The sequence below is a fragment of the Lentzea xinjiangensis genome (assembly GCF_900110955.1).
GTDB classification, from domain to species: domain Bacteria; phylum Actinomycetota; class Actinomycetes; order Mycobacteriales; family Pseudonocardiaceae; genus Lentzea; species Lentzea xinjiangensis.
On record NZ_FOFR01000004.1, the window covers coordinates 199,999 to 224,670 of the forward strand.

Sequence of the window (24,672 nt, forward strand, 5' to 3'; positions counted from 1 at the left end):
GGCATTCAGTCGATGCCGCGGACGATGTGGTCCTCGTTCTCGGGTGGCCATGTTTCGCTGGTTTCCATACCTTTCACGGTAGGTACGGTGATTCAGCTCTCACTTGAGCACTAGTCGTCGAGCAGGGCGACGGCCCTGGTCCAGCCCGCGCCGGCGCCCTTGATCTTGACCGGGAAGGCGACGACGGTGAAACCGAAGTCCGGCAGCGCGTCCAGGTTCGCGAGCCGTTCGATCTGGCAGTACTCGCGGTCGCGGCCGGCGAAGTGCGCGGGCCAGAGCACGCTCTCGTCCCCGCTCGCCAGGTACCGCTTGACGATGTCGGGGAACGGCGCGTCGAGGCTGAACGCGTCGGTGGCGATCACCTTGACCCCGAGGTCCAGCAACAGGTTCGTGGCGGGGCCGTCGAGTCCGGTGTAGTCGGTGAAGTACGTCTGGGTGCCCGCGTGCTCGGCCGCACCGGTGTCGAGGACGACGATGTCCATCGGCTTCGGCGTGTAGCCGATGCGGGCGAACTCCTTCTCCAGCACCTCGGGGCCGATGGCGCCGGTGCCGTGGCCGCGGACGTCGAGCTTCACGCCGGGGTTGTGGAACCACTCCAGCGGCATCTCGTCGATGTGGCGCGGGATCCCGTTGCCATAGGTGGTTTTGGAGCCGTAGTGCGACGGCGCGTCGACGTGCGTGCCGGTGTGGGAGGTCAGGCTGATCCGGTCCAGCGTCAGGAACTCGGAGTCCCGCAGCACGGACACGTCGAAGTCGATGCCGAGCCGCGCCTTGAGCTGCTCGGCCATGTGTTCGGCACCCTGGGCGGCCGTGAGCACCTCGTGCGTCACCGGGTCCGCTTCGTACGCGGTTGCGTCAATGGGGGAAGACAGATCGATGATGCGCATGGTGCTGAGCCTGGCGGGCGTTCCTTGAGCACGTCTCAAGACGCGGTGGGCATGGTTTTCCCAGCCTGACAACGTTTCTGCAGGGGAGTGCCAGCATGATCACCTTCGTCAACCGCTTCACCCTCACCGGTGACCCCGAGGAGTTCGAGAAGGCCTTCGACTCGACGGCGGCGTTCCTGCGGGAGCAGCCCGGCCTGATCAAGTACACGCTGTCGCGCCAGCTCGACGACCCGGCGTCCTACATCAACATCGCGCTGTGGGAGAGCGCCGACGCCCTGCGCGCGGCGCTGGGACACCCGGACTTCGGCAACCACGCCAAGGCGATGCGCGGACTGGCCGAGTCGCACGGCGCGATCTTCAGCCCGCGCCTGTCCTTCGACTCGCAGCCGTCCGAAGCCTGATGGCGGTTCTCGACGGGCTGAAGGTCGTCGAGTTCGGCGGCATCGGCCCCGGCCCGCACGCCGCGATGCTGCTCGCCGACCTCGGCGCGGAGGTCGTGCGCGTCGAGCGCCCGTCCGGCGGTCTGTCCGTGGTGCCGGACGCCTCCCGCGACTTCCTGTTGCGCGGCAGGCGTTCGGTGTCCGCGGACCTGAAGTCCGCCGACGGCCGCGCCACGGTCCTGTCGCTGGTCGCGTCGGCCGACGTGGTGATCGAGGGCTTCCGGCCCGGTGTGCTGGAACGGCTCGGGCTCGGCCCGTCCGACTGCCTCGCGGTCAACCCCGGCCTGGTCTACGCCAGGATGACCGGCTGGGGCCAGGCCGGCCCGCTGGCGCAGCGAGCCGGCCACGACATCAACTACCTGTCGGTGACCGGCGTCCTGCACGCGATCGGCAAGCCGCCGCTCAACCTCGTCGGCGACTTCGGCGGGGGATCGCTGTACCTGGTGCTGGGCGTGCTGGCGGCGCTGTGGGAACGGCAGCGCACCGGCCGCGGTCAGGTCGTCGACGCGGCGATCGTCGACGGGGTGGCCTCGCTCGCGCAGATGATCTGGTCGATGAAGGCGCAGTCGGTGTGGGAGGACGCCCCGGACTCGAACCTGCTCGACGGCGGGTGCCCGTTCTACGGGCTGTACGAGTGCCTGGACGGCCGCTCGGTGGCCGTGGGGTCGCTGGAGCCGCAGTTCTACGCCTTGCTGGTGGCGGGACTGGGGCTGAACGCCGCCGACCTGCCCGACCAACTGGACCGCGCGTCCTGGCCGTTGCTGCGCAAGACGTTCGCCGAGGTGTTCCGGACGCGGACCCGCGACGAGTGGTCGGAGGTGTTCGCGTCGACCGATGCCTGCGTGACCCCGGTGCTCACGCTGGAGGAGGCGGCCTCGCACCCGCACCTCGTAGCACGCGGGGTGTTCACCTCCGACGGCGCCGCCGTCCCTGCGCCGCGCTTTTCCACGGACTAGATTTGCTCTTCGTGGAACTGCGCATCTTCACCGAGCCCCAGCAGGGGGCGAGCTACGACGACCTGCTCCGCGTGGCCAGGACGGCCGAGGACGCCGGCTACGGCGCCTTCTTCCGCTCCGACCACTTCCTGAGCATGGGGTCGGCCGACGGGTTGCCCGGCCCGACGGACCCGTGGATCACCTTCGCGGGTCTCGCCCGCGACACGACGACGATCCGCCTGGGCACGCTGATGACCGCCGCGACGTTCCGCTACCCAGGACCGCTCGCCATCAGCGTCGCCCAGGTCGACCAGATGTCCGGTGGCCGCGTGGAGTTCGGCATCGGCGCCGGCTGGTACGAGGCAGAGCACACCGCCTACGGCATCCCGTTCCCGGCGCTCGGGGAGCGCTTCGAGCGCTACGAGGAGCAGCTCGCGATCATCACCGGGCTGTGGGAGACCCCGCTCGGCGGCACCTTCTCGTTCGAGGGCAAGCACTACTCGCTCACCGACTCGCCCGCCCTGCCCAAGCCCGCGCAGGACCGCGTCCCGGTGCTCATCGGCGGCACGGGCGCCAAGCGCACCCCGGCGCTCGCCGCTTCCTACGCCACCGAGTTCAACCTGCCGTTCGTCGGCATCGACCAGGCGGTCGAGCAGTTCGCCAGGGTCGACGCCGCGTGCGCGGAGATGGGCCGCGACCCCGGCGAGATCATCCGCTCGGTCGCCCTCGTCGCGTGCGTCGGCCGCACCGACGCGGACGTCGCCCGCCGGGCCGCCGCGATCGGCCGCGAGGTGGACGAGCTCCGGCAGAACGGTCTCGCCGGCTCCCCGGCCGAGGTCGTCGACCGCATCGGCCAGTGGCGGGACGCGACCGGTGTCCAGCGCGTCTACCTGCAGGTGCTGGACCTCTCCGACCTCGACCACATCACCGACGTCGCGATGGACGTCGCACCGCAGCTGGTCTGACGCGGCGGACGTCAGGCGAGCGCCGCGCGGACCGCGGGGTGCATCGGCATCACGTGGTCCGCGAAGCGCCGCCGGAGCCCGAGGTACCGCAGTTGCAGCGCGGGGTCGTCGAGGTAGCGCTCCTCCAGCCCGCGCTGCCCGAGCACCAGCTCGAGGCCGAGCCCGAGCATCGACGGCGAGCCGAGCCCGAGGCGGGCGCGCACCACGTCGGCGGCCGCGTGGTCACCGAACTCCACCGCGGCCCTGCGCACGGACTCGACCGGCACCATCCGGTACTGCTCGTCGGCGTGGACGCCGTCGGTGTGCGGGATGCCGAACGCGCCGAGGGCCACCTGGTGCGCCCCGCCGTCGAGGCCGAGGTAGTAGCGCTCCCACTCGCCGACCTGGATCTCACCGCTCCAGACGCCTCCGGGCGCGGCCACCGCCGCCGCACCCGCGGGCAGTCCTGCTGACGCGAGTGCCGCCACTCCGGCAGCCGTGAACAACTGGCGTCGGGACAACATCACGACGCACTCCCTCCGGAATCCCGCGGCTCCCCGCCGCGGGGCTACGGAATGCTAGCGAAGGTGATGCCCGCGGCGACGGGTTCGGTGCGGGCCAGCGTGCGGTCCGCCAGGGGGAGCGTGCCCTCCAGCGCCGCGAGCACGGCGTCACGGGCCATCGGCAGCACCTCGGCCACGGTGACGTCCCGGCCGAGCTCGTGCGAGAGCGAGGCGACGCCCGCGTCCTTGATGCCGCACGGGATGATGTCGCCGAACGCGTCGAGGCTCGCGTTGCAGTTGATCTCGAAGCCGTGCATGGTCACGCCGCGCTGCACGCGGATGCCGATGGCGGCCACCTTGCGCTCCGGGCCGCGGTCGTCGGCGGGGATCCACACGCCGCTGCGGCCCTCGACCCGGCCGGTGTGCACGCCGAGCCGGTCGCACACCTCGATCAGGCCCTGCTCGATCCGGCGGACGTAGTCGACGACGTCCATCGGCTCGCTCAGCCCGACGATCGGGTAGCCGACCAGCTGACCCGGGCCGTGCCAGGTGATCTTGCCGCCGCGGTCGACGTCGATGACCGGGGTGTCGCCGCCGCGCGGGCGCTCCTCGTCGAGGGTGCGCCTGCCGCACGTGTAGACCGGCGGGTGCTCCAGCAGCAGGAGCGTGTCGGGGCCGGTGCCGTCGGCGCGCTCCCGCGCGATCTCCTTCTGCAGGTCCCACGCCGCCATGTAGTCGATGAGCCCCAGCTCACGGACGACGACGGGGTCTGACGAGGCGCGGCACGAGTTCACGACCCGACGTTACCAACCCCAGCGCGAGTGCGGCCACGAGACCAACGCCCGTCACACCCAGCACGGCGCCGATGACGTCGGTGACCCAGTGCATCTCCAGCACGACCCTCGCGAACCCGGCGACCAGCACCGCCAGCACGGCCCACAGCACCCCGCGCTTGAGCAGCACGACCAGCGTGAACCCGATCGACGCGACCGCCACCGTGTGTCCGCTCGGGTAGCTCGGCAGGTGGTACTCGACGGGTCGCACCCGGTCGAAGAGGTAGCGCGTGAGCACCGTCGCGCAGCACAACCCGTGCACCGCCAACGCCTTCCACAACCGCGGATCGTGCCGCCACCACGCGAGCCCGAACAGCACCGCCGCGAACGCCCACCCGAGCGTCGGCCCCAGCACCAGGCTCACCACGAACGCGATGTCGCGCAGCCACTCCGGGCGCGGCAGGGCGTCGTGCACCCACGCGTCGAGCCCGGTGAGCTCCGGCATGCCGAGCAGCACCCAGGAGATCACCAGAACGGCGGCGACGGCTCGCGTCATGCGACCGCCGCGGTCAGCGCGGCCGGCAGTGCCGGGTGCAGGAACTGGAACCCGCGGCTCTCCAGCACCTCCGGCGCCAGGCCCGGTCCGCTCAGCAGCAGTTCCTGGGCCATCTCACCGCCGAGCAACGCCTTGAGGGCGAACGCCGGCACCACCCACGGCGTCGGCCTGCGCAGCGCCGTGCCGACCGCCCTGGTGAACTCGGCGTTCGTCACCGCGCCGGGCGCGGCGACGTTCACCGGCCCCCTGATCTCCTCGTGCTCGACGACGAACCGGTACGCGGAGACGACGTCGTCCAGCGACACCCACGGGAAGAACTGCTCCCCGGTCCCGAGCCGGCCGCCCAGGAAGAGCTGGAACACCGGCTTCAACCGCCCGAACACCCCGCCCGACGGGGAGATGACGACAGCCGTGCGCATGAGCACGACACGCACACCGGCTTCCCGCGCGGCGGACGTCGCCGCCTCCCAGTCCTGGGTCAGCCGGGCCATGAACGTGTGGCCGCCCGGCGCGTCCTCGGCCACGAGCCGGGCGCCGGTGTCGCCGTAGAAGTGGGCACCCGACGCGTTCACCAGCGCCGGAACCCCGTGCTCGACGACCGCCGCCGACAGCACCTCGGCCGGCACGACGCGGCTGTCGTGCAGCACCTGCTTGCGCGCGTCGTCCCACCGCTTGTCGCCGATGCCCGCGCCGCACAGGTTGACGACGGCGCCGGCACCGTCGAACGTGCCCTCGTCGATGCGCCCGGCGTACGGGTCCCAGCCGCGTTCGTCGGGAGCGGCGGCCTTGCGGCGCACGAGCCGCAGCACCTCGTGGCCGGCGGCGCGCATCGACGCCACCAGGCTCGTTCCGATCAGGCCCGACGATCCCGCGATGACAACGCGCATGGCTAGATCGTTCCGCAACCGGCCGGTACGTGCACAGTGGCACGGATGTGCCGAAGGCCACCCCGGTACCGACCGGGGTGGCCTTCGGCAGTGGTGTCCGGCGGGTCAGAGACCGAGGTCGGCCTCGAACGCGCCCTCCTCCAGGCGGTTCTTGACCGTCGTGAGGAAGCGGCCCGCGTCGGCGCCGTCGACCAGGCGGTGGTCGTACGTGAGCGCGAGGTACATCATCGAGCGGATCGCGATGGTGTCGTTGCCGTCCTCGTCGGTCATGACGACCGGGCGCTTCTTCACGACGCCGACGCCCAGGATGCCGACCTGCGGCTGCTGGATGATCGGGGTGTCGAAGAGCGCGCCGTTGCTGCCCAGGTTGGTCAGCGAGAACGTGCCGCCGGTGAGCTCGTCCGGGGTGAGCTTGTTCGAACGGGCACGAGCGGCCAGGTCACCGATCTTGTGGGCGATGCCCGACAGGTTCAGGTCACCGGCGTTGTGGATCACGGCGTTGAGCAGGCCGCGCTCCGTGTCGATCGCCAGGCCGAGGTGCTCGGCACCGTGGTAGGTGACCTCCTTGCGCTCCTCGTCGATCGACGCGTTGAGCACCGGGTGGGCCTTGAGCGCCTCGATGGCGGCCTTGGCGAAGAACGGCAGGAACGTGAGCTTCGCGCCCTCCCGCGCCTCGAACGCCTTCTTCGCCTGGTTGCGCAGGCGGGCGATCTTGGTGACGTCGACCTCGAACACCTGGGTGAGCTGGGCCGACATCTGCAGCGACTCCCGCGTGCGCTGCGCCACGATCTGGCGCAGACGCGGGAGCTTCTGCACGGTGCCGCGCTTGCCCGAGTTGTCGGCCGCGACGGGGGTCGCGGTGCGGGCGGCCGGGGCGGAGGCGGCCGGAGCCTGCTGCTGCGGCGCCGGAGCCGGGGCCTTCTTGGCCTCGACGGCGGCGAGCACGTCCTGCTTGCGGATGCGGCCACCGACGCCGGTGCCCTTGAGCGAGCCCAGGTCGATGCCGTTCTCCGACGCGAGCTTGCGCACGAGCGGGGTGACGTACGGGGTGCCGTTCGCGTCGTCCGAGGACGAGGCGGGAGCCGGTGCCTGCTGCTGCGGCGCGGCCTGCGGGGCCGGGGCCTGCTGCGGGGCCGGTGCCGGAGCCGACTGCTGCTGCTGCGGAGCCGGTGCCTGCTGCTGCTGCTGCGGAGCCGGGGCCGGGGCGGACTGCTGCGGCTCGGGCTTGCTCTCGGGCGCGGGAGCGGACTGCGCGGGGCTGCCCGACCCGATGACGGCGAGCTTGCCGCCGACCTCGACGGTCTCGTCCTCGCCCGCGGTGATCTCGAGCAGCGTGCCCGCGGCCGGCGACGGGATCTCGGTGTCGACCTTGTCGGTCGAGACCTCGAGCAGCGGCTCGTCGACCTCGACGCTGTCGCCGACCTGCTTCAGCCAGCGGGTGACGGTGCCCTCGGTGACGGACTCGCCGAGCGCGGGCATCGTGACGTCGGTGCCCTCGGCCGGACCACCGGACTGGGCTGGGGCCTGCGCCGGGGCGGCTTCCTGCGCGGCCTCGGACGGCTGCGCGGAGGGCTGCGTCTGCTGCGGCTCCTCCTGCCGGGGTTCGGGCGCGGACTCCTGGGCGGGGGCCGGGGCCGAGCTGGAGGAACCGCCGTCACCGTCGCCGATGACCGCGAGCTCGCCGCCGACCTCGACGGTGTCGTCCTCCTGCGCGACGATCTTCTGCAGGACGCCGGCCGCCGGGGACGGGATCTCGGTGTCGACCTTGTCGGTGGACACCTCGAGCAACGGCTCGTCCACCTCCACCCGGTCGCCTTCCTGCTTCAACCACCGGGTGACCGTGCCCTCGGTGACACTCTCACCGAGTGCGGGCATCTGGACGGAGAAGGCCATTGTTCGCTGACTCCTCGTGCTCTCGTGTGGCTGACTTGGATGGGGAACGGTCAGCCGTGCACGTGCAGCGGCTTGCCGGCCAGGGCGAGGAAGGCCTCGCCGAGGGCTTCAGTCTGGGTCGGGTGGGCGTGGATCAGCGGAGCCACGTCGTCCGGGTAAGCCTCCCAGCTGTAGATCAGCTGGGCCTCACCGACGAGCTCGCCGACGCGTTCGCCGACCATGGTGACGCCGACGACGGGGCCGTCGGGAGCCTTGATCAGCTTCACGCCACCGGCGGTCTTGAGGATCTGGCTCTTGCCGTTGCCCGCGAGGTCGTAGACGAACACCTCGGCGGAGCCGTACTTCTCCTTCGCGGCGGCCTCGGTGAGACCGACGGAGGCGACCTCGGGCTTGCAGTAGGTGACGCGCGGGATGCCCGCCTCGTCGATCACCTTCGGCTGCTGGCCCGCGATCTCCTCGGCCACGAAGATGCCCTGCTGGAAACCGCGGTGCGCGAGCTGCAGGCCCGGCACGATGTCGCCGACGGCGTAGACGTTCGGCAGGTTCGTGCGCAGGCGCTCGTCGGTGACGACGAACCCGCGGTCGATCCGGACGCCGGCCTCCTCGTAGCCGTGGCCCGCGCTGTTCGGGCCGCGGCCGACCGCGACCAGCAGCAGGTCGGCGTCGAGGACGTCGCCGTTCTCCAGGGTGACCGACACCCCGGAGTCGTTCTGGGTGGCGCCGGTGAACTTCACGCCGGTCTTGAACTTGATGCCGCGCTTGCGGAAGGCGCGCTCGAGCTGCTTGGACGCGTACTCGTCCTCGGCCGGCACCAGGCGGGGCAGGGCCTCGACGATGGTGACGTCGGCGCCGAACGACCGCCACACGCTCGCGAACTCCACGCCGATGACGCCGCCGCCCAGGACGACGACCTTCTCCGGGATGAAGTCCAGGTTGAGCGCCTGGTCGCTGGTGATGACCCGGCCGCCGATCTCCAGGCCGGGGAGGCTGCGGGCGTACGAGCCCGTCGCGAGCACCACGTTCTTGCCGGTGTAGCGCCGGCCGTCCACCTCGACGGCGTTCGGGCCGACGAACGTGCCCGCGCCCTCGACCAGGGTGACCTTGTTGGCCTTCGCGAGACCCTGCAGACCCTTGTAGAGCCGCGAGATCACGCCGTCCTTGTACGAGTTGACACCGGCGATGTCGATGCCCTCGAGCGAGCTCTTCACACCGAACTGGTCGCCCTCGCGGGCGTTGTCCGCCACCTCGGCCGCGTGCAGCAGCGCCTTGGTCGGGATGCAGCCGCGGTGCAGGCAGGTGCCACCCAGCTTGTCCTTCTCGACCAGCACGACGGACAGGCCGAGCTCGGCCGCGCGGAACGCGCAGGCGTAACCGCCCGAACCACCGCCGAGGATGACGAGATCGGCGTCGGTGGCCGACTCCAGTTCCGGCGAAGTCACTTCGGATCTCCTCGGGATTACTTACTACGCGCGGGTGCGCGCGAGGTACGCGGCCATCTTGTCACTAGTTGCCGAAGCGTGGTGATCCGGCATGGGCGAGCACGTCGAGTGCTGATCATTCACCTACTCATAACACCCCGGCCTGGCACCATGGGGGAAGCAGGCACAGGAGGTGCTCGATGGGGTTGTTCGATCGTTTTCGCAGGAAGCCGCGTCCCGGTGTGCTCCGCACCGCCTCCAACCAGGACACGAGCCACCTCGAACAGTGGACCGCGAGCCGCCAGGGCGTCGAGGCCTATGTGGAACCGAAGACCACGGTGACCGAAACCACTGTGGTCCTGGTCGCCCACGACGGCGAGTGGACACGCCGCCGGGTCGCCAGTGCCGACGCCGCCCGTGCGTTCGCCCGCAAACGCGGCATGCCCATCTACGACGCCGGCATCGTCGGTTACCCGCAGCGCATGCGCGATTACAGCGCACGCCAGAAAAAGCTCGGCAACGGCTAAAGCGCGGCCACCGCCGCGGCGACCCAGGAATCACTCGCGCCGATGTCGTGCGGATCGGGCAGCGGCCTGCCGCTGATCGTCTCGGTGAGCGCCACGAACCGGTCGAGCACGTCGCCGAACTTCGCGACGGCCCGGCGCGCGTGCTCGTCCACGACCGGGTCGGGCTCGCCCAGCGCCCGCTTCAGCCCGGCCGTCTCCGGCGCCGCACCGGTCACCTCGGCGGTGAGCCCGGCGAGCGAGGCGAGCAGCCGTCCGGCGATCTCGCGCCCCCGCGGCGAGTCCGGCGCGACCCCGGACCGCTCCGCCTCGCCCGCCTCGGCCTCGACCAGCCGGTGCGCCTCGACGCGCGCCATCACCTCCGGTGACGTCACGGTGGCCGCCTCCGGCGAGGCGAAGCTCGTGTGGAAGAACTCGCGCACCGCGGCGCGGAAGCCCGCGTCCCGCACCAAGCCGGCGAGCTCGATCCACGCCTGGAGCTGCTCGGTGCCCGGCTCCTCCGGCAGCACCGGCCGCAGCCCGTGCAGGTGCTCGGTGAACGCCGGGTGCACGGCGAGCCCGTCGGTGACCTCGCTCCAGAACCGGTCGAGCAACCCCTCGCGGTCCTCGTCGGACATCGAGACGAGCTCGTGCATCAACGCCACCTGCCGCGCACCGCCGCCCTGGCTGACCACGGTCCGCAGCACGGCCCGCCGCGCCTTCAGGTGCCGCAGCTGCCGTTCGACGATGACGAGGTGCGCGGTGGCGAGGTCGTGCAACGAGGTCTCCTCCGCCAGCAGCCGGCGCACGTCCTCGACGCTCGCGCCGAGATCGCGCAGCGTCCGCACGAGTTCCAGCCGCGCGATGGCCTCGACGTCGTAGAGCCGGTAACCGCCGTCGGTGTGGCCGGTCGGCGGGACGACACCCTCGTCCGCGTAGAACCGGATGGCGCTCACACTCAGCCCGGTGCGGCGCGCGACGTCCCCGATGGGGTAGAGCTGCTCGGTCATGGCGACCACCCTGCTGTCTCAGGCGGCTTGAGACTCAAGCCCATTCCACCCGGTGCCGCACGGGAATTGTCCGTCCGCGATGACGCCGACCTCGTCCGCAATCACCGAAGAACAGCGCGGGCAAATCACGCGCCACCCGCCGAAACGCTGCATCGGCGAGTCGTCCCGCCTGCGCCCGCAACGGCCGGTCTCGCCGCTCATCCCGGTACGGCGGCAGCCGCGACGCCGCTGACCTGCACCCTTGCAACGACTCTTTGGACTTCGTCGGAAAACGAGTCGTTGCAAAGGCAGGGGGAGGGCGGCGGCGGAGGCGTCCGGAAAAGCGGGACGGGCGGAGATTCCGAGGAATCTCCGCCCGTCGCGGAAAAGCGGTGGGAAAGGCTCAGTCGTTGGCCGCGATGTCCGCCAGCACGGCCGCGATGGTGCGCACCGGGACGCCCGTGCCGCCCTTCGCGGTGTACCCGTACGGGCCACCCGTGTGGTACGCCGGGCCGGCGATGTCGATGTGCGCCCACTGCACGCCCTCGGCCACGAACTCGCGCAGGAACAACCCCGCCGCGAGCATGCCGCCCCAGCGGTGGCCCGTGACGTTCGCGAGGTCGGCCAGGCGCGAGTCGAGGTCGGCGCGCAGCTCCTCGGGCAGCGGCATCGGCCACGCCGACTCGCCGACCGCGGTGCCGATCGCCGCGACGCGGTCCCGGAACTCGTCGGAGCCCATGACGCCCGCGGTCCGCTTGCCCAGCGCCACGACCTGCGCGCCGGTCAGGGTCGCGGTCTCGATCAGGTAGTCGGGGCCGTCCTCGCACGCGCGCACGATCGCGTCGGACAGGATCAGGCGGCCCTCGGCGTCGGTGTTGAGCACCTCGACGGTCTTGCCGCCGTACATGGTCAGCACGTCGCCGGGGCGGTAGGCGTCACCGGACGGCATGTTCTCCGCCATCGGGATCGACGCGATGATCTCCAACGGGTACTTGAGCTTCGCGGCCAGCACCATGCTGGCGACGATCGCGGCGGCGCCGGACATGTCCGAGGTCATCTCGTCCATGCCCGCGGCCGGCTTGATCGAGATGCCGCCGGTGTCGAACGTGATGCCCTTGCCGACGAGCGCGACCTTCTTGGTGGCCTTCGCGCCCTTGTACGAGATGCGCACGAGGCGCGGCTGGCGCGACGAGCCGGCGCCGACGCCCAGGATGCCGCCGAAGCCCTGCTTCTTCAGCGCCTTCTCGTCCAGCACCTCGACGTCGAGGCCGGCGGCCGTGGCGAGCCGCGCGGCGCGGTCGGCGAAGGAGCCGGGGTAGAGGTCGTTGGGCGGCGTGTTCACGAAGTCGCGCGCGATGGCGACGGACTCGGCGATCGCGACGGCGGCCTTCAGCGCGGCCTTGTTCTCCTTGGACGCGGCGGCGACCAGGTCGACCTTCGCGACGGCGGGCTCGCCCTTGTCGGACTTGTACTCGGTGAACGAGTAGGCGCCGAGCAGCGTGCCCTCGGCGGCGGCGCCGACGTGCAGGGCGGCCAGCGCGTTCAGCGCGCGCTTCTTGCCGGCCAGCGCGCGGGCGGCGACACCGGACGCGCGGCGCACCTGCTCCTCGCCGGTGCTCTTGCCGAGGCCGACCGCGAGGACGAGCGGGGCGGCGATCTTGCCGAAGGTCGGCACCTTCACGAGCTCGTCGGCCTTGCCGGACGCGCGCAGGGTGCCCAGCACCTCGAGCAGCGCGCCGTCGAACGCGGCGTTGACAGCGTCGGCACCGGGGGCGAGCTCCAGACCGTCCGCACCCTGCAGGGTGCCCACGACGACTGCGTCCGCGGCGGTGGTGCTCAGGTCACCTTCGGTGAGGGCCAGCTTCGGGGCTGTCACGTGCTGCTCCAGAGTTGTGCGGGGGAGGGCTCGGAATCGTGAACTATGCTAAAGGTCGGCCGGTCCCACGACCGTCGGGGCTCGCCCACGCCCGGCCGCGATCCGTGACGTTCACAGTTGCGCCCAGTTGCGCTCAGTGGCGATTCGCCCGTTTCGGGCATCAACCGACCGGGTGGTTACCACCGGATGCCGCATCTGAGAACGTGTACCGGTGACCCACACGCCTCGCGACATCGTCGCCACGGTCGCGCTCGGTCTTCCCGCGGTGCTCGGAGCGGGGGTTTTCGCCGGATTCGCCCCGGCCGCAGGTCTTGCGGGCTGGTGGGTGCTCCCGGCGCTGGCCGTCTCCGCGCTGGCCGCGCTGTGCTCGGCGTTCTCGACCGCGGACCAGTCCCGCGCCTACCCCGACATCGGCGGTGGTTACGGGTACGTGCGCGCGCAGCTCGGCGTGTGGCCCGCTCGGCTGACGGCGAGCGCCCACCTCCTGGGTCGGTTCGCGATGGCGGCGGCCGTGGCGTCGATGTTCGGCGCGTACGTGGTGCCCGACCAGCCGGTGGCCGGCGCACTCGCCCTCGTCGTGGCCACGGCGCTGCTCGGCGCGGCCGGGTTCCGCTTCACCACCGGCGTGAGCGTCCTCGTCACCGTGGTCGTCCTCGGCGTGCTGGCACTGGTGGTGGCGTCGAGCTTCGCCATCGAGCCGGTGCCGTCGGCGGGGGAGGCGGGCACGGCCAGCGAACTGGTCGGCGTCGCGGGCGTGATGTTCATGGCCTTCGCCGGGTTCGAGCGCATCACCGCCCCGCACCGCGGGGAACGGCCGCACTCGCCGGCCGTGCTGAGGTTCGCGATCCCGATCCTGATCGGGCTGTCGTTCGCGGTCTACCTCGCGGTGGGCGCCGGTGTGCTGCGCCAGCTCGGCAGCGCGCGCCTCGCGCTGTCGCCCGCGCCGCTGCGGGACGCGCTCGTCGCGGCGGACGCGTCGGCGCTGGTGCCGCTGGTGCAGATCGCCGCGGCGGTGGCCGGTGTGGCCGTGCTGCACTTCGTCCTCGCGTCCGCGCACCGCACGGTGACCGGCCTGGCCGAGGACGGCGACCTGCCGACCCGCCTCAGGCCCGGCGCGATCTCGCTGGTCCTGGTGGCCGCGTCCGCGCTGGCGGTGGTCCTCCTGCCGGTGGGGCTGGCGCTGGGCACGGCGGCGTGCGCCACGTTGTTCTACTACGCCTTCACGAACGCGTCGGCTCGAGTCCTGCTGCAGAACGACCGCACGTGGCCCATGCGCACGGCTTGTCTCGGACTCGGGCTCTCGGTGCTGCTCGCGATGAGCACCCCCGTGCCCGCGCTGCTCATCTCCCTCGCGGGACTGGGCGCGGGCACCGGCCTCATCGGGCTGACGGCGTCTCTCAGAGCGTCACTGAGAGGAAGACGAGAAGAGTCACTCCAACACACGCAGCGAGCCCGTACACCCGGCCGTTCGTAGAGGGCTTGTCCTTGCTGATGCCGTAGTAGATCGCCAGGAAGAAGACGGCGAGGAAGACCGCGGCGACCACCCCTCCCACGCCACCGATGACCCAGCCGTCGAGCAGGGTCATGCCGGTGCCGAGGACGAGCAGCGCGGCCTGCGACACGGTGCGGATGTCGGCACCCGTTGAAGATCCTTCTTCCTTGGTCATGGCCGGGGACTCTATAGAGTCCGAGTTAGTAGGACGTCCGAGTTTTGGGATGAGGATTTTCCCTATCCCGACCAGCGGGTTACCGTGCTCACATGACGAGCGAGTTGCCTTTCACCCGGACTCCACACCCGCACCCGGCGACCCCGGAGCGCGTAGCGGAGGTACTTGCCAAGCCGGGCTTCGGGCAGCACTTCACCGACCACATGGTGACGATCCGCTGGAACCGCGAGCAGGGCTGGCACGACGCCGAGGTCGGCCCGTACTCCACCCTCGCACTGGACCCCGCGGCAATGGTGCTGCACTACGGCCAGGCGATCTTCGAAGGGCTCAAGGCCTACCGGCAGCCCGACGGTTCGATCGCGTCTTTCCGCCCTGAGGCCAACGCCGAGCGCTTCCGCGCGTCGGCCCGCCGCATGGCGATGCCCGAACTTCCCGACGAGCTCTTCCTGGAGTCGGTCCGGCAGCTCCTCGCGGTCGACAGCCGCTGGGTGCCGGCGGCCGAGGAGGAGTCCCTCTACCTGCGGCCGTTCATGATCTCCACGGAGAAGGGCCTCGGCGTGCGACCCGCGTCCGAGTACCTCTACGTGCTGATCGCCTCCCCCGCCGGCTCCTACTTCGCGAGCGGCGTCCGCCCGGTGAGCGTGTGGCTCTCGACCGAGTACGTCCGCGCCGCCCCCGGTGGCACCGGCGCGGCCAAGTTCGCCGGCAACTACGCCGCGTCCCTCGTGGCGCAGGCGCAGGCCGCCGAGAAGGGCTGCGACCAGGTCGTCTGGCTCGACGCGGTGGAACGCCGCTGGGTCGAGGAGATGGGCGGCATGAACCTGTTCTTCGTCTACGGCGACAAGGTCGTCACCCCGGAGCTGACCGGCACGCTGCTGCCCGGCATCACCAGGAGCTCGCTGCTCGAGCTGGCCTCCGAACTCGGCCTCACCGTGGAGGAGCGCCGCGTCTCGACCGACGAGTGGGAGAAGGCCAACGCCTCCGGTGAGCTCACCGAGGTCTTCGCCTGCGGCACGGCCGCGGTCATCACGCCGGTCGGTCACGTCAAGCACGCCGGCGGCGAGTTCGACATCGCCGACGGCGGCACCGGCTCGGTGACGTCGAAGCTGCGCGAGCGCCTGACCGGCCTCCAGCACGGCCACGTCGCCGACACCCACGGCTGGATGACGACGCTGCACCCCTAGGCGATCACCAGCACGGCCAGGAGCGCGATTTCGGCGGCAGCACCGAGCACATCACCGGTGATGCCGCCGAAACGCCTCCCGGTGTGCCGCACCAGCGCCCACACGAGCGCGCCCGCGACGACGACGGCGACGACCGCCCGCCACCCGAGCGGAACCGCCGCGGCCGCGAGCACCACCCACGTGCCGGCGACCAGCGCCGGGTGCTGCGTGCCGGCGACCAGCGCCCCGAGGCCTTCCGGCCGGGCGGCGCGCACACCGCGCAGGCAGCAGATCCCGAACGCCGCCCTGCTCGTCGCGAACGCGAGCAGCACGACGCCCCAGCCGGCGCCGGGCAGTGCGGCGGCCTGCGCACCCAGCACCACGATCAACGTGACGACGCCGAACGGCCCGGCGCCGCCGTCCTTCATCACCCGGAGCGCGCGCTCCGGCGGTCCGTAGCAACCGAGCCCGTCCGCGGTGTCCGCGAGACCGTCGAGGTGCATGCCGCGCGTCGCCAGCGCGACGACACCGACGACCAGGAACCCGGACACCTGCGCCGCCACGCCGGACACCGCCAGCAGTTCGAGCACGCCCACGACGAACGCGCCGAGCAGAACACCGACGACCGGCGTGCAGGCGATGGCCCGCCCCGCCGCCCCGCGGTCGACGTCGTCGACCCGCAACGGCAGGACGGTCAGCCACGACAGCGCGAGCTTCATTCCTTCGTCGTGGCTTCAGCTTCGTTCGCTGCGTCGGCTTCGGTCGTGGTTCCGCCCTTGTTGGTGACCCCGGCGCTCTCGAACGTCGCCATCTCCGCGAGCACCTTCACCGCCGAGATCAGTAGCGGCAGCGCCGCCACCGCGCCGGAACCCTCACCGAGCCGCATCCCGAACTCCAGCAGCGGCTTCAGGTTGAGGTGCCCGAGCGCGATCGCGTGCGCGGGCTCCGCCGACTCGTGCCCCGCCACCCACCACTCGCGCGCACCCGGCGCGAGCTCCTCGGCGACGACGGCGGCCGCGCCGACGACGACGCCGTCGAGCACGACCGGGGTCCGCCGGACGGCGGCCTGGGCGAGGAACCCGGCCATCGCGGCCAGGTCGGCGCCACCGGCCGTGGCCAGCAGGGCGACCGGGTCGCTGATCACCGGGCGGGCCCGGCGCAGCGCGTCCCGGATCGCCGCCGTCTTCCGCATCCACGCCTGGTCGTCGATGCCGGTGCCGCGCCCGACGACCGAGACGGGCTCCGACCCGGTCAGCGACGCGATCAGCACGGCGGCCGGCGTCGTGTTGCCGATGCCCATGTCGCCGGCGACGAGCACGTCGGCGCCCGAGTCGACCTCCTCGTCGGCGACCGCCCGACCGGCCGCGATGGCGAGCTCGCACTGCTCGCGGGTGAGCGCGTCCTCGCGGTCGATCGATCCCGAGGACCGGCGCACCTTGTGCGCGCTGACCGCGGCCGGGGTGTCCGCGTCGACGGCCATGTCGACCACGCGCACCGTCGCACCCGCGACCTGTGCGAGCACGTTCACCGCGGCCCCGCCGGTCATGAAGTTCGCGACCATCTGGCCGGTCACCTCGCTCGGGTACGCCGACACGCCCTGCGCGGTGATGCCGTGGTCGCCCGCGAACACGACGACGCGAGGCCGCACGAACGGCTTCGGCGGCACGACGCCCTGGCAGGCCGCGACCCAGTTGCCCAGCTCCTCGAGCCGCCCGAGCGAGCCGACCGGCTTGGTCAGCACCGCGTGCCGGGCCCGCGCCTCGCGCAGAACGGTCTCGTCCGGCGGTTCAACCGGCGGGAACTCGGTGCTCACCTGTCGCTCCTAACGCAGTTTCAGTCCGATGCCGGCGACGAGCAGGGTGACCTCGTCGCACACCTCGGCGACGCGCGCGTTGAGCGCACCGAGGTGATCTCGGAAGAGTCTGCCTGAGCGGGTCGAGGGGATGACGCCGAGGCCGACCTCCGCCGTCACCAGGACCAGCCGCGTCCGGCACGTGGCGACCGAACGCACGAGCGCGTCGATGTCGCGCTCCACCACCTCCGTGCCGCCGCCCTCCCAGGCGTCGACGTCGTCGAGCACCCCCACCAGCCACGTCGACAGGTCGTCGACCAGGATCGGCGGGTCGTCGTACGAGGTCGCGGTGAGCAACGCCGGCAGGTCCGGCGGCGCGGACGCCTCGACCGTGTGCCAGGTGGACGGACGACGCGCGACGTGCGAGGCGATGCGCGCGTCCCAGTCCGGGTCGTCGGGGTATCTGCGCGCGGTTGCGACGTAAGTCACGACCGGCTCGGTGAGCAGGCCTTCCGCGTGCGCTGACTTGCCTGAACGCGCTCCGCCGAGCACGAGCGTGCGAGAGGACAAGAGTTAGCCTTCGTCTCATGGAATTTCGCTGGCGCTACCAGGATGCACAAGGCCGCGACGTCGCGGGCCCGGATGTGGCGTTCGCCGGGCAGACGGAGGCTGAGGAGTGGTTCAGCGCCCAGTGGCGCGACCTGCTCGACGCCGGGGTCGAACAGGTCACGCTGCTGCGCGCGGAATCCGAGGTGTACGGCCCGATGAGCCTGCACCCGGCGGGTTAGCCCTGGGCCGTGAGCCTCGGGTCGTCCGTGATGACGCCCGCCAGGACGTCGTCGATCCGCGCGAGCACGTCGTCGCCGAGCTCGACGTCGACGGCCTTGACGTTCTCGTGGACCTGCTCCGGCCGCGACGCGCCGATGATCGCGGACGCGACGTTCGGGTTCTTCAGCACCCACGCCACCGCGAGCTGCGCCATCGTGATGCCGGCTTCCTCGGCGATCGGCTTGAGCCGCTGCACGGCGGTCAGCACCTCGTCGGTCATCCAGCGCGCGATCATCTGCGACCCGCGCTCGTCGGCGAGGCGGTGCGGATGCTCGCAGCGGAGGGCCGCGTCGAGGTGAAGCCGAACGAGCCCGACAGCATCCACTCAGGTCAGCGAGGGAATCAAGGCTTGCCAACCGTCTTGTTCCGCCGCTTTGCCCGCTCAGCGATTCGAGGCTTCGACGCGGGGAGCTGTTCTTGCTCGTAGGCTGCTGGGATCTGCCCGGCAGCCGGGCCGTTGATCGTGATCTCAACGTGCGGCAGGGGGAAGGTGCGCGCCTTCACGGTTGCGCCGGCTTGCCCCTGACATCGCAAGGTCTTGAGGACCATCCGCGCGAAGAGGTAGCACCACACGGGCGAGACGCAGAACGCGACGAGAGCCAACCAGGGGCCAATGGTGGCGACCAACTCGCCGAACTGCTGAAGCACGCGCGCACCTGTCCGGCGACCAGTCCCGAAGTGCCAGGCCACCTCTTCAGGTGGGCCTACCGTGCCGTACCCGCAAAGTGCCGCTTGCGTCCGTAGGTGCCCCAACTTCGGGTGGCTCTGTCTCTGTCGACGAGCCTTGGCGCACCGCTCTTCGGGTCCCACGGAGACACGACAATGCTGGGCTCTGCGTCTTCGACGCTCTCAGCGGACTAGTTCCGCCGCTCCAGCACTAACGGGGCTCGCACCCTGGATGACACCAACGTACCAGCGCGTACTCCACCAGCCTGAGTGGCGCGCACAAGTTCGTTAGCAAGTCGAACTACTTCGCAGTAGGCTGGCGGCATGGAGTTTCGACGCCTCGGCCGCAGTGGCTTGAACATCAGCGAAATCTCGTACGGCAACTGGCTCACCCACGGCTCCCAGGTCGAGGAGGACCAGGCGACGGCTTGCGTCCGCGCCGCCCTCGACGCGGGCATCACGACCTTCGACACCGCCGACGTCTACGCGAACACCGCCGCGGAGTCGGTGCTCGGACGGGCGCTCGCCGGCCAGCGTCGTGCCTCATATGAGCTGCTCACGAAGGTGTACTGGCCCACGGGTCCCGGTGGCCCCAACGACAGGGGGCTGGGTCGCAAGCACATCATGGAGTCGATCGACGGCTCCTTGGAGCGCCTCCAGACGGACTACGTCGACCTCTACCAGGCCCACCGATTTGACCACACGGTGCCGCTGGAGGAGACGATGCTGGCGTTCGCCGACATCGTCCGCCAGGGCAAGGCCCTCTACATCGGCGTGTCCGAGTGGACCGCCGAGCAGATCACCCGCGGCGCGGCGCTCGCCCGCGAGCTGAACGTGCCGCTGATCTCCCACCAGCCGCAGTACTCGATGCTGTGGCGCGTCATCGAGCCGCAGGTGATTCCTACCTGTGAGCGCGAGGGGATCTCGCAGATCGTCTTCTCGCCGATCGCGCAGGGCATCCTGACCGGCAAGTACCTTCCGGGCGCGGAACTTCCGGAAGGTTCACGGGCGGCCGACGAGCGCGGCTCGAAGATGATCGCCCGGTGGATGCGCGACGACGTCCTGAACGCGGTCCAGAACCTGAAGCCGGTCGCCGAGGAGGCCGGTCTCACGCTGGCCCAGCTCGCGGTGGCGTGGGTGCTCCAGAACCCGAACGTCGCGTCCGCGATCATCGGCGCGTCGCGTCCCGAGCAGGTCGCGGAGAACGTCAAGGCTGTCGGCGTGAAGCTCGACGCCGAGCTGCTCAAGAAGATCGACTCCGTGCTCGAAGGGCTCGTCACCGACGACCCGCGGCTCACGGCGCAGGGTTAAAGGGCTGGTCTCGCCGGCTTGTTCGGGAGCCCCCGTGCAACTCGACGGGGGCTTCTGCCGTTCCTGGCAGTAGCGCGGACCGCTCGGCGTTCGAGTCCTCGACCTTCACGGTGACGAACTTGCCCATGATGCTGATGTCGATCTTCCGGCCTGTGAGGGACTTCCTCAGAGCGAGCCCCACGATCACGCAAATCGTGGCAAGAAGTGCCACAACCACAATCGTTCCGATCATGGGGCCGCCCGACGGGGCGAAGTCGAGAAACGGGAACACGCGCGTACACCTGTCCGGCGACCAGCCCCGAAGCTCTAGCCACCTGTCAGGTGGGTCATGCGTGCTCAACCTGCTGTAAACCAACGCGCCAACCTTGGGGAGGGTCTAGTCGTGGTCGACCGTTGGCGCCTGTACTCGCTGATTGGTGGGTGGTGGGTATCAGCACCGCAACGGTAGCAGCCTCAGGTTGCACCTTAGCGGCGCGCTGAGCCACGCTGTTCGTGATCGAGCCGGGACGTCCTCGCGGGGTTCGAGCGCGTCTGAGAGCACCCACTGTGCGACGCGGACTCCAGCGCCTTCTTTCGGGATCACGAACGCGACGTATCCGACCCAATGGCCGGTCGTGGTCATCTCCTCCATGGACAGCTCACCAGGAACGCGCGCCTGAAGGTCGAGTCCCTCCTCGAAGGGGTCGCGGAGGCGGTCGATGCGGAACACCGCGCCAAGATCGACCCGGACAGCCTTCGGCGGCTTGCACACGACCTGACGGCCCGTCTTTCGCGCGGCCTGGCCCTTTCGGGCCTCACTGTTCGAACACGGGTTCGGATATGCGTTCCCGTCCAAGACCGGGCTGCAGCAGCTCGCGGACCGCAGTGAACCGGTCGTCAGTCCGCGCCGAAGGCATCCGTTCAGCGAAGCTCGCGGCTTGGTCGAGCGTGGCCTTTGCGGCGTCGAAGGCGCCAGTCCGCGCGTAGGACTCGGCCAGAAACGAGAGGTAAAGCGCCACTTCGCGCGAGTGCTCCTCGGGGTAGGTCGCTACGGCCTTCGACAGCAACGGCTCGGCTTTCGCGGGGTCGCCAAGCTCGATCATGCAGCGGCCGGCCATGACGTCGATCTCGGAGCGGTTCAGCCAGTACACCCACTCGGGTTCCTCAATGTCAGCCGACCGCGCTTCATACGCATCGTCCACGGCGTCCAGCGCTCGACGAGTCGCGTCCTGGTCGCGCGTTCGAGCGTTCGCCCACGCCACACGTTCGAGCAACAACGCTCGAACGACCGGAGTGGCTTCGCGCGCTCCCTTGACGGCCGACCGTGCGAGCAACAGGGCGTCTTGCGGCTTCCCGATGTTCGCTACCTGGTAGCTCAGCGACCAGAAGAGCTGCGCCGCGAGCGTGCTGTTCCCCGCCTCCTCGGCGGCGTCGACACCCCCGAGGTACTTCCGCTCAGCGTCTGCGTGCTTCCCCGCATCACTCGCGACCCACCCGGCGAGCTGCGCGAGTTCCCCGGTGGCGGTGAGTAGCCGGCGCCCGATCGGCTCGGCGAAGGTGCTCGTCCGCACGAGCGCGCGAGCCTCGGTCAGCTCCTTCTCAATCGCGGGGAGAAGGTCAGCGCTTCCCACGACGTCGTCAAGGTGGCGCAGCTCGATCACACGCGCGTCGAGCTTGTCTGCGAGCGACTTCCCGACCTGCCGGCCGGAGCGGCGGTGTTCGACCATCGGGGAGTCGGCCAAGAGCCACTCGTGCGCGCGTCGCACGGGGTCGCTCCTGAGCGGCACGCCGAGCGCATCCTCGTACGCGGTAACGACGTCTGGCTTCGCAGCGCGGAGGCCGTTCTCGATTCGGCTCAGGTACGGCTCGCTGTAGTGGGTCGCCTTGGACATCCGGGCGAGGCTCATCCCGGCAGCATTCCGCGCCGCTCGAAGTGCGGCCCCGAGTTCCGACACGACGCCTCCGGTTTGGCAAGACTTGGCAAGGCCTCTACCAGCATAAACCGGTCCCAACTCGGCTAGAAATAGAGACCTGGGCAGCCCCGCTGATCGGCCCGAAACCGTTCGACCGCGGGCGGCCCGTCCAAGTCGGGAGGTACGTCAATGCTCGCCGGAGCACTGCTCGCGTTGCTGGGAGTCATCTTCGGCTTCGCGGTCATTTACCTGTGCCGCATCTGCCACGCTTGGCTCGGCTGCACCTCCTGTGATCGTTTCGTGCATCTGCGATTTCTCCTTGATTCGCCGCTGAAGGCAGCACGCAGGTTCAGGGAGGGCGTTCATGTTCAATCGGGAAGGACTGTGGAAGGTGAGTGAGGGTGAGCAGGCAGCCCCGGAGCGGATCGAGACCATGATCGCGTTCCAGGCGTTGCTTCGAAACGGGTTCATCGCAGTCCCTTATGGCGACAACCCTGCCGAACCGGACGAGCTGGGATTCGTGAAGATGCGCTGGGGCATCCACGAAATCATGCGGGTCTACAGCGAAGACGAAGCAGGCGCAGTTCGCTTGGTTGGAGGCGTGTCGAAGGAGAAGGCGGAGGGCAAGGCCGTGGATGTCGTGCGGACGGTTCTCGGCTGGCCTCGGATCGTCTCAGTCAACGGCGACCGGATCTGACCGTGAGTACCCACCTGCACTCGGCAGAGTTGGCCGTGGACGCCTGGGGTGTCCAACAATGGGTCGGTACTGGACTCGCCGTCGCCTCCGGCGCATTCATCGTCTCGGGTTCGCCTGGGAGCGGCTGAAGCGCACGCGCCTTCTTGGCTGGGCCTGGAAGAGGAATCCAAGGAAGCGGAAGAGGAAGTAGCTCGCGCTCGCCCCTGTAGCCCAACTGGTAGAGGCAGGCCCCTTAAAAGGGTTTCAGTAGCGGTTCGACTCCCGCTCAGGGGCACCAGCGGCCTGCGTGAAGTAGGTCGTATCGAGGAAAACATGAGAGGACGGCAATGACGGCAACGATTGAGCCTGCGGCCAAGCTCGCCCAGGCCAGGGTCTCGTCCGAGTTCCGCACGAAGTGGCGCAATCAGATCATGCAGGAGCACAGCCTGGAGTTGGTGGAGGCTGACCAGATCATCTCGGACACGTTGAGTTTCCTCACCGTGGGCATTGCCAATCGAACCGAATACCGGCCAAGCAAGAAGGTCGACATCGGTTGGCACCAGTTCATCTTGAACACCCAGGAGTACGCCGCGTTCTGCGCGCGGGAGGCCGGGTACTTCATCCACCACGCCCCCGATGAGTTCACCGCGCCGCGCCGCGACGAGGCCGCGGTCCGAGAGGCGCTCGCACCTACGGTGGAGGCCATCACCAAGGCCGGGCTGCCGTTCCACCCGGAGCTGTGGCAGTCAGGCGGCGACCGGTGCTCCCAGTGCCACAGTGGGTGCACCAACTGCGGCCAGGGCGACGACCCTCACTAGCAGCCGAGACAGAGGAGCCCGACGATCAAGCGCCTTAACTGGAGCGACCTGCCCGCAGGTGTGGCCGCCGCCGTCAGCGAGCGCACAGGCCGCGTCACCGAAGCCGAGGATGCCTCCGCCGGCCGCAACTCTGCGGTTGCCGCATCGCTTCTGACGGCTGGCGGCTGGGTCTTCTGCAAGGGCATCAAGGTGGACGACCCTCAGTCGTTCATGCACCGCAACGAAGCTGCGGTGAACCCCTTCCTGCCTCAGGATGTGGCTCCGCGGCTGTTGTGGCAGGTCGAGAGCGGCGGGTGGTTGCTGCTCGGGTTCGAGCACGTCGCGGGACAGCACGCTGACTACTCGCCGAACTCGCCGGACCTGCCGCTCGTGGCAAAGACCGTGCAGGTGATCAGCCAGACCGAAGCGCCAACGATCGCGGACGACAGGCGCGCGATTCAGGGACAGTGGGCGGCGGCCCTGGACCGAGAACTGGCCCTCGCACCGCCCGACAACGCCCACTCGTGGTCACGTGAGAACGTGCCGACGATCGAGGAGTGGGCACGGCGTGCCCCGTCCTACCTTGGCGGCTCCGCGTTGATCCACTCCGACCTCAACCCGTTCAACGTCCTCGTGGCAGATCGGGCACAGGTCGTGGACTGGGCGTGGTGGAAGACGGGACCCGCATGGGTCGACGCCGCGCACCTCGTCGTGCGCTTGGTTGCCGCCGGGCACTCCCCAGCGGAAGCAGAGGCGTGGGCCGCCCAGTTCGACGGGTTCGACTTTGTAGAGCCTGACGGCATAACGGCGTTCGCCGCCTCGCTGGTGCGTCTCTGGGAACGGAAGTTCGCGGGGACCGAGGCTACGGATGCCGCGGTGCGCTGGCTTGAGCACAGGCTCAACAGCCGCTGAAGCTGGCGCACGCGAGAGCCCCGTCGAAGGGATCGACGGGGGCTCTTTGCTGTCTGGCTGGCTTCAGGTCACGCGGTGGCGGCGTCCTCCGTGTGGATGGTTGACCTGCTCGGCGCCGGTGTTCGCAGCACCGCCCGGACCCGCTCTGCCTGAACTCTCTCAAGTTGGCCAGATCGGCACACCTTGGTCACGATCTCCAGCGACTCGCGCCGCTCGCCCTTGAGCGCCCCGCCGAGCACCGCCTCGGCAGCGGTGTTGGCGTAGACGTCGGCGGTGCCGAAGGTCGTGATCCCCGATTCGAGCGCCGCCTTGACGCAGGCGTGGCCTGCTCCTCCTCGACGGAACTTCATACATCGGAGCTGAA

The 24,672-nt window shown here is 70.1% G+C and carries 28 protein-coding genes, 1 tRNA gene and 2 pseudogenes; 12 read left to right on the forward strand and 19 right to left on the reverse strand.

Annotated elements, in window-relative coordinates:
- Window positions 1-110: 110 nt before the first annotated feature.
- Window positions 111-887, reverse strand: coding sequence for a cyclase family protein (locus BMW88_RS12760; RefSeq protein ID WP_089950898.1), 777 nt, complete (start codon window positions 885-887; stop codon window positions 111-113).
- 95 nt (window positions 888-982) lie between these two features.
- On the opposite strand from BMW88_RS12760, the gene BMW88_RS12765 reads away from it, so the two are divergent.
- The 3 genes from BMW88_RS12765 to BMW88_RS12775 are packed head-to-tail and all read left to right on the forward strand — an operon-like array spanning window position 983 to window position 3,227.
- Window positions 983-1,288: an antibiotic biosynthesis monooxygenase family protein gene (locus BMW88_RS12765; RefSeq protein ID WP_089950899.1), complete on the forward strand. Its 306-nt coding sequence runs from the start codon at window positions 983-985 to the stop codon at window positions 1,286-1,288.
- On the forward strand, window positions 1,288-2,283 hold the full coding sequence (locus BMW88_RS12770; protein ID WP_425434649.1) for a CaiB/BaiF CoA transferase family protein: 996 nt from the start codon (window positions 1,288-1,290) through the stop codon (window positions 2,281-2,283). Before BMW88_RS12765 ends, BMW88_RS12770 begins: the two co-directional genes overlap by 1 nt.
- Before the next feature lie 11 nt (window positions 2,284-2,294).
- Window positions 2,295-3,227: an LLM class F420-dependent oxidoreductase gene (locus BMW88_RS12775; protein WP_089951088.1), complete on the forward strand. Its 933-nt coding sequence runs from the start codon at window positions 2,295-2,297 to the stop codon at window positions 3,225-3,227.
- 11 nt (window positions 3,228-3,238) lie between these two features.
- Here the strand turns inward: BMW88_RS12775 and BMW88_RS12780 are convergent, their stop codons facing one another.
- The 6 genes from BMW88_RS12780 to lpdA form a co-directional block, all read right to left on the reverse strand.
- Entirely contained in the window at window positions 3,239-3,733 is a 495-nt protein-coding gene (locus tag BMW88_RS12780; protein WP_143116057.1) for a hypothetical protein, read from the reverse strand.
- 41 nt (window positions 3,734-3,774) lie between these two features.
- Window positions 3,775-4,503 carry a lipoyl(octanoyl) transferase LipB gene (gene lipB, locus BMW88_RS12785; protein ID WP_089950901.1) on the reverse strand — a complete coding sequence of 243 codons (729 nt, stop codon included), beginning with the start codon at window positions 4,501-4,503 and terminating at the stop codon, window positions 3,775-3,777.
- A complete protein-coding gene (locus BMW88_RS12790; protein ID WP_089950902.1) occupies window positions 4,460-5,038 on the reverse strand; it encodes a phosphatase PAP2 family protein in 579 nt (192 codons plus the stop codon). The genes lipB and BMW88_RS12790 overlap by 44 nt, the downstream gene beginning before the upstream one ends.
- A complete protein-coding gene (locus BMW88_RS12795) occupies window positions 5,035-5,925 on the reverse strand; it encodes a TIGR01777 family oxidoreductase (protein ID WP_089950903.1) in 891 nt (296 codons plus the stop codon). Before BMW88_RS12795 ends, BMW88_RS12790 begins: the two co-directional genes overlap by 4 nt.
- A 105-nt stretch (window positions 5,926-6,030) precedes the next feature.
- Window positions 6,031-7,818: a 2-oxoglutarate dehydrogenase, E2 component, dihydrolipoamide succinyltransferase gene (sucB, locus tag BMW88_RS12800; protein ID WP_089950904.1), complete on the reverse strand. Its 1,788-nt coding sequence runs from the start codon at window positions 7,816-7,818 to the stop codon at window positions 6,031-6,033.
- Window positions 7,819-7,868: 50 nt separating this feature from the next.
- Window positions 7,869-9,257 (reverse strand): dihydrolipoyl dehydrogenase, encoded by a 1,389-nt coding sequence (gene lpdA / locus BMW88_RS12805; protein ID WP_245777736.1) that lies wholly within the window; start codon window positions 9,255-9,257, stop codon window positions 7,869-7,871.
- 179 nt (window positions 9,258-9,436) lie between these two features.
- On the opposite strand from lpdA, the gene BMW88_RS12810 reads away from it, so the two are divergent.
- Window positions 9,437-9,763: an oxidoreductase gene (locus tag BMW88_RS12810; RefSeq protein WP_089950905.1), complete on the forward strand. Its 327-nt coding sequence runs from the start codon at window positions 9,437-9,439 to the stop codon at window positions 9,761-9,763.
- Here BMW88_RS12810 and BMW88_RS12815 read toward each other — a convergent pair.
- Both BMW88_RS12815 and BMW88_RS12820 read right to left on the reverse strand, forming a co-directional pair.
- Entirely contained in the window at window positions 9,760-10,749 is a 990-nt protein-coding gene (locus BMW88_RS12815; protein WP_089951090.1) for a helix-turn-helix domain-containing protein, read from the reverse strand. The two genes, BMW88_RS12810 and BMW88_RS12815, sit on opposite strands and share 4 nt — an antisense overlap.
- Before the next feature lie 382 nt (window positions 10,750-11,131).
- Window positions 11,132-12,604: a leucyl aminopeptidase gene (locus tag BMW88_RS12820; protein ID WP_089950906.1), complete on the reverse strand. Its 1,473-nt coding sequence runs from the start codon at window positions 12,602-12,604 to the stop codon at window positions 11,132-11,134.
- A gap of 211 nt (window positions 12,605-12,815) precedes the next feature.
- On the opposite strand from BMW88_RS12820, the gene BMW88_RS12825 reads away from it, so the two are divergent.
- Window positions 12,816-14,078 carry an amino acid permease gene (locus BMW88_RS12825; RefSeq protein WP_089950907.1) on the forward strand — a complete coding sequence of 421 codons (1,263 nt, stop codon included), beginning with the start codon at window positions 12,816-12,818 and terminating at the stop codon, window positions 14,076-14,078.
- Here the strand turns inward: BMW88_RS12825 and BMW88_RS40905 are convergent.
- Window positions 14,002-14,271 (reverse strand): hypothetical protein, encoded by a 270-nt coding sequence (locus BMW88_RS40905; RefSeq protein WP_143116058.1) that lies wholly within the window; start codon window positions 14,269-14,271, stop codon window positions 14,002-14,004. The two genes, BMW88_RS12825 and BMW88_RS40905, sit on opposite strands and share 77 nt — an antisense overlap.
- Before the next feature lie 92 nt (window positions 14,272-14,363).
- On the opposite strand from BMW88_RS40905, the gene BMW88_RS12830 reads away from it, so the two are divergent.
- The gene (locus BMW88_RS12830; protein WP_089950908.1) at window positions 14,364-15,455 is read left to right on the forward strand and encodes a branched-chain amino acid aminotransferase; all 1,092 of its coding nucleotides are present in this window, start codon (window positions 14,364-14,366) and stop codon (window positions 15,453-15,455) included.
- On the opposite strand, the gene cobS is transcribed toward BMW88_RS12830, so the two are convergent.
- The 3 genes from cobS to cobU are packed head-to-tail and all read right to left on the reverse strand — an operon-like array spanning window position 15,452 to window position 17,796.
- Window positions 15,452-16,153, reverse strand: coding sequence for an adenosylcobinamide-GDP ribazoletransferase (gene cobS, locus BMW88_RS12835; RefSeq protein WP_089950909.1), 702 nt, complete (start codon window positions 16,151-16,153; stop codon window positions 15,452-15,454). The genes BMW88_RS12830 and cobS overlap by 4 nt on opposite strands.
- Entirely contained in the window at window positions 16,150-17,247 is a 1,098-nt protein-coding gene (gene cobT, locus BMW88_RS12840; protein WP_089950910.1) for a nicotinate-nucleotide--dimethylbenzimidazole phosphoribosyltransferase, read from the reverse strand. The genes cobS and cobT overlap by 4 nt, the downstream gene beginning before the upstream one ends.
- 9 nt (window positions 17,248-17,256) lie before the next feature.
- Complete coding sequence (cobU, locus tag BMW88_RS12845) at window positions 17,257-17,796, reverse strand: bifunctional adenosylcobinamide kinase/adenosylcobinamide-phosphate guanylyltransferase (protein WP_089950911.1); 540 nt, start codon at window positions 17,794-17,796, stop codon at window positions 17,257-17,259.
- A gap of 17 nt (window positions 17,797-17,813) precedes the next feature.
- On the opposite strand from cobU, the gene BMW88_RS12850 reads away from it, so the two are divergent.
- On the forward strand, window positions 17,814-18,014 hold the full coding sequence (locus tag BMW88_RS12850; protein ID WP_089950912.1) for a hypothetical protein: 201 nt from the start codon (window positions 17,814-17,816) through the stop codon (window positions 18,012-18,014).
- Here the strand turns inward: BMW88_RS12850 and BMW88_RS12855 are convergent.
- Together BMW88_RS12855 and BMW88_RS12860 are read right to left on the reverse strand one after the other, a co-directional pair.
- Window positions 18,011-18,316: pseudogene (locus BMW88_RS12855) on the reverse strand (aldo/keto reductase); the annotation flags it as partial. The gene BMW88_RS12850 and the pseudogene BMW88_RS12855 sit on opposite strands and share 4 nt — an antisense overlap.
- 80 nt (window positions 18,317-18,396) lie before the next feature.
- The gene (locus tag BMW88_RS12860; RefSeq protein WP_089950913.1) at window positions 18,397-18,702 is read right to left on the reverse strand and encodes a hypothetical protein; all 306 of its coding nucleotides are present in this window, start codon (window positions 18,700-18,702) and stop codon (window positions 18,397-18,399) included.
- 342 nt (window positions 18,703-19,044) lie between these two features.
- Here BMW88_RS12860 and BMW88_RS12865 point away from each other — a divergent pair, with 342 nt between their 5' ends.
- A complete protein-coding gene (locus BMW88_RS12865) occupies window positions 19,045-20,031 on the forward strand; it encodes an aldo/keto reductase family protein (protein ID WP_089950914.1) in 987 nt (328 codons plus the stop codon).
- On the opposite strand, the gene BMW88_RS12870 is transcribed toward BMW88_RS12865, so the two are convergent.
- From BMW88_RS12870 to BMW88_RS12880, 3 genes are all read right to left on the reverse strand, one after another.
- Entirely contained in the window at window positions 20,015-20,302 is a 288-nt protein-coding gene (locus tag BMW88_RS12870; RefSeq protein WP_089950915.1) for a hypothetical protein, read from the reverse strand. The two genes, BMW88_RS12865 and BMW88_RS12870, sit on opposite strands and share 17 nt — an antisense overlap.
- A 159-nt stretch (window positions 20,303-20,461) precedes the next feature.
- Window positions 20,462-20,740 carry a hypothetical protein gene (locus BMW88_RS12875; RefSeq protein WP_089950916.1) on the reverse strand — a complete coding sequence of 93 codons (279 nt, stop codon included), beginning with the start codon at window positions 20,738-20,740 and terminating at the stop codon, window positions 20,462-20,464.
- 85 nt (window positions 20,741-20,825) lie between these two features.
- Window positions 20,826-21,965 (reverse strand): helix-turn-helix domain-containing protein, encoded by a 1,140-nt coding sequence (locus BMW88_RS12880; protein ID WP_281249396.1) that lies wholly within the window; start codon window positions 21,963-21,965, stop codon window positions 20,826-20,828.
- 322 nt (window positions 21,966-22,287) lie between these two features.
- Here BMW88_RS12880 and BMW88_RS12885 point away from each other — a divergent pair, with 322 nt between their 5' ends.
- The 4 genes from BMW88_RS12885 (at window position 22,288) to BMW88_RS12900 (ending at window position 24,308) form a co-directional block, all read left to right on the forward strand.
- Entirely contained in the window at window positions 22,288-22,620 is a 333-nt protein-coding gene (locus BMW88_RS12885) for a hypothetical protein (RefSeq protein ID WP_143116059.1), read from the forward strand.
- Between the two features lie 199 nt (window positions 22,621-22,819).
- Window positions 22,820-22,897, forward strand: a tRNA-Leu gene (locus BMW88_RS12890).
- A gap of 49 nt (window positions 22,898-22,946) precedes the next feature.
- A complete protein-coding gene (locus BMW88_RS12895) occupies window positions 22,947-23,417 on the forward strand; it encodes a glycine-rich domain-containing protein (RefSeq protein WP_089950919.1) in 471 nt (156 codons plus the stop codon).
- A 60-nt stretch (window positions 23,418-23,477) separates the two neighbouring features.
- Entirely contained in the window at window positions 23,478-24,308 is an 831-nt protein-coding gene (locus tag BMW88_RS12900; protein ID WP_089950920.1) for a phosphotransferase family protein, read from the forward strand.
- Between the two features lie 179 nt (window positions 24,309-24,487).
- Here BMW88_RS12900 and BMW88_RS12905 read toward each other — a convergent pair.
- Window positions 24,488-24,654: pseudogene (locus tag BMW88_RS12905) on the reverse strand (aldo/keto reductase); the annotation flags it as partial.
- Between the last annotated feature and the right edge of the window lie 18 nt (window positions 24,655-24,672).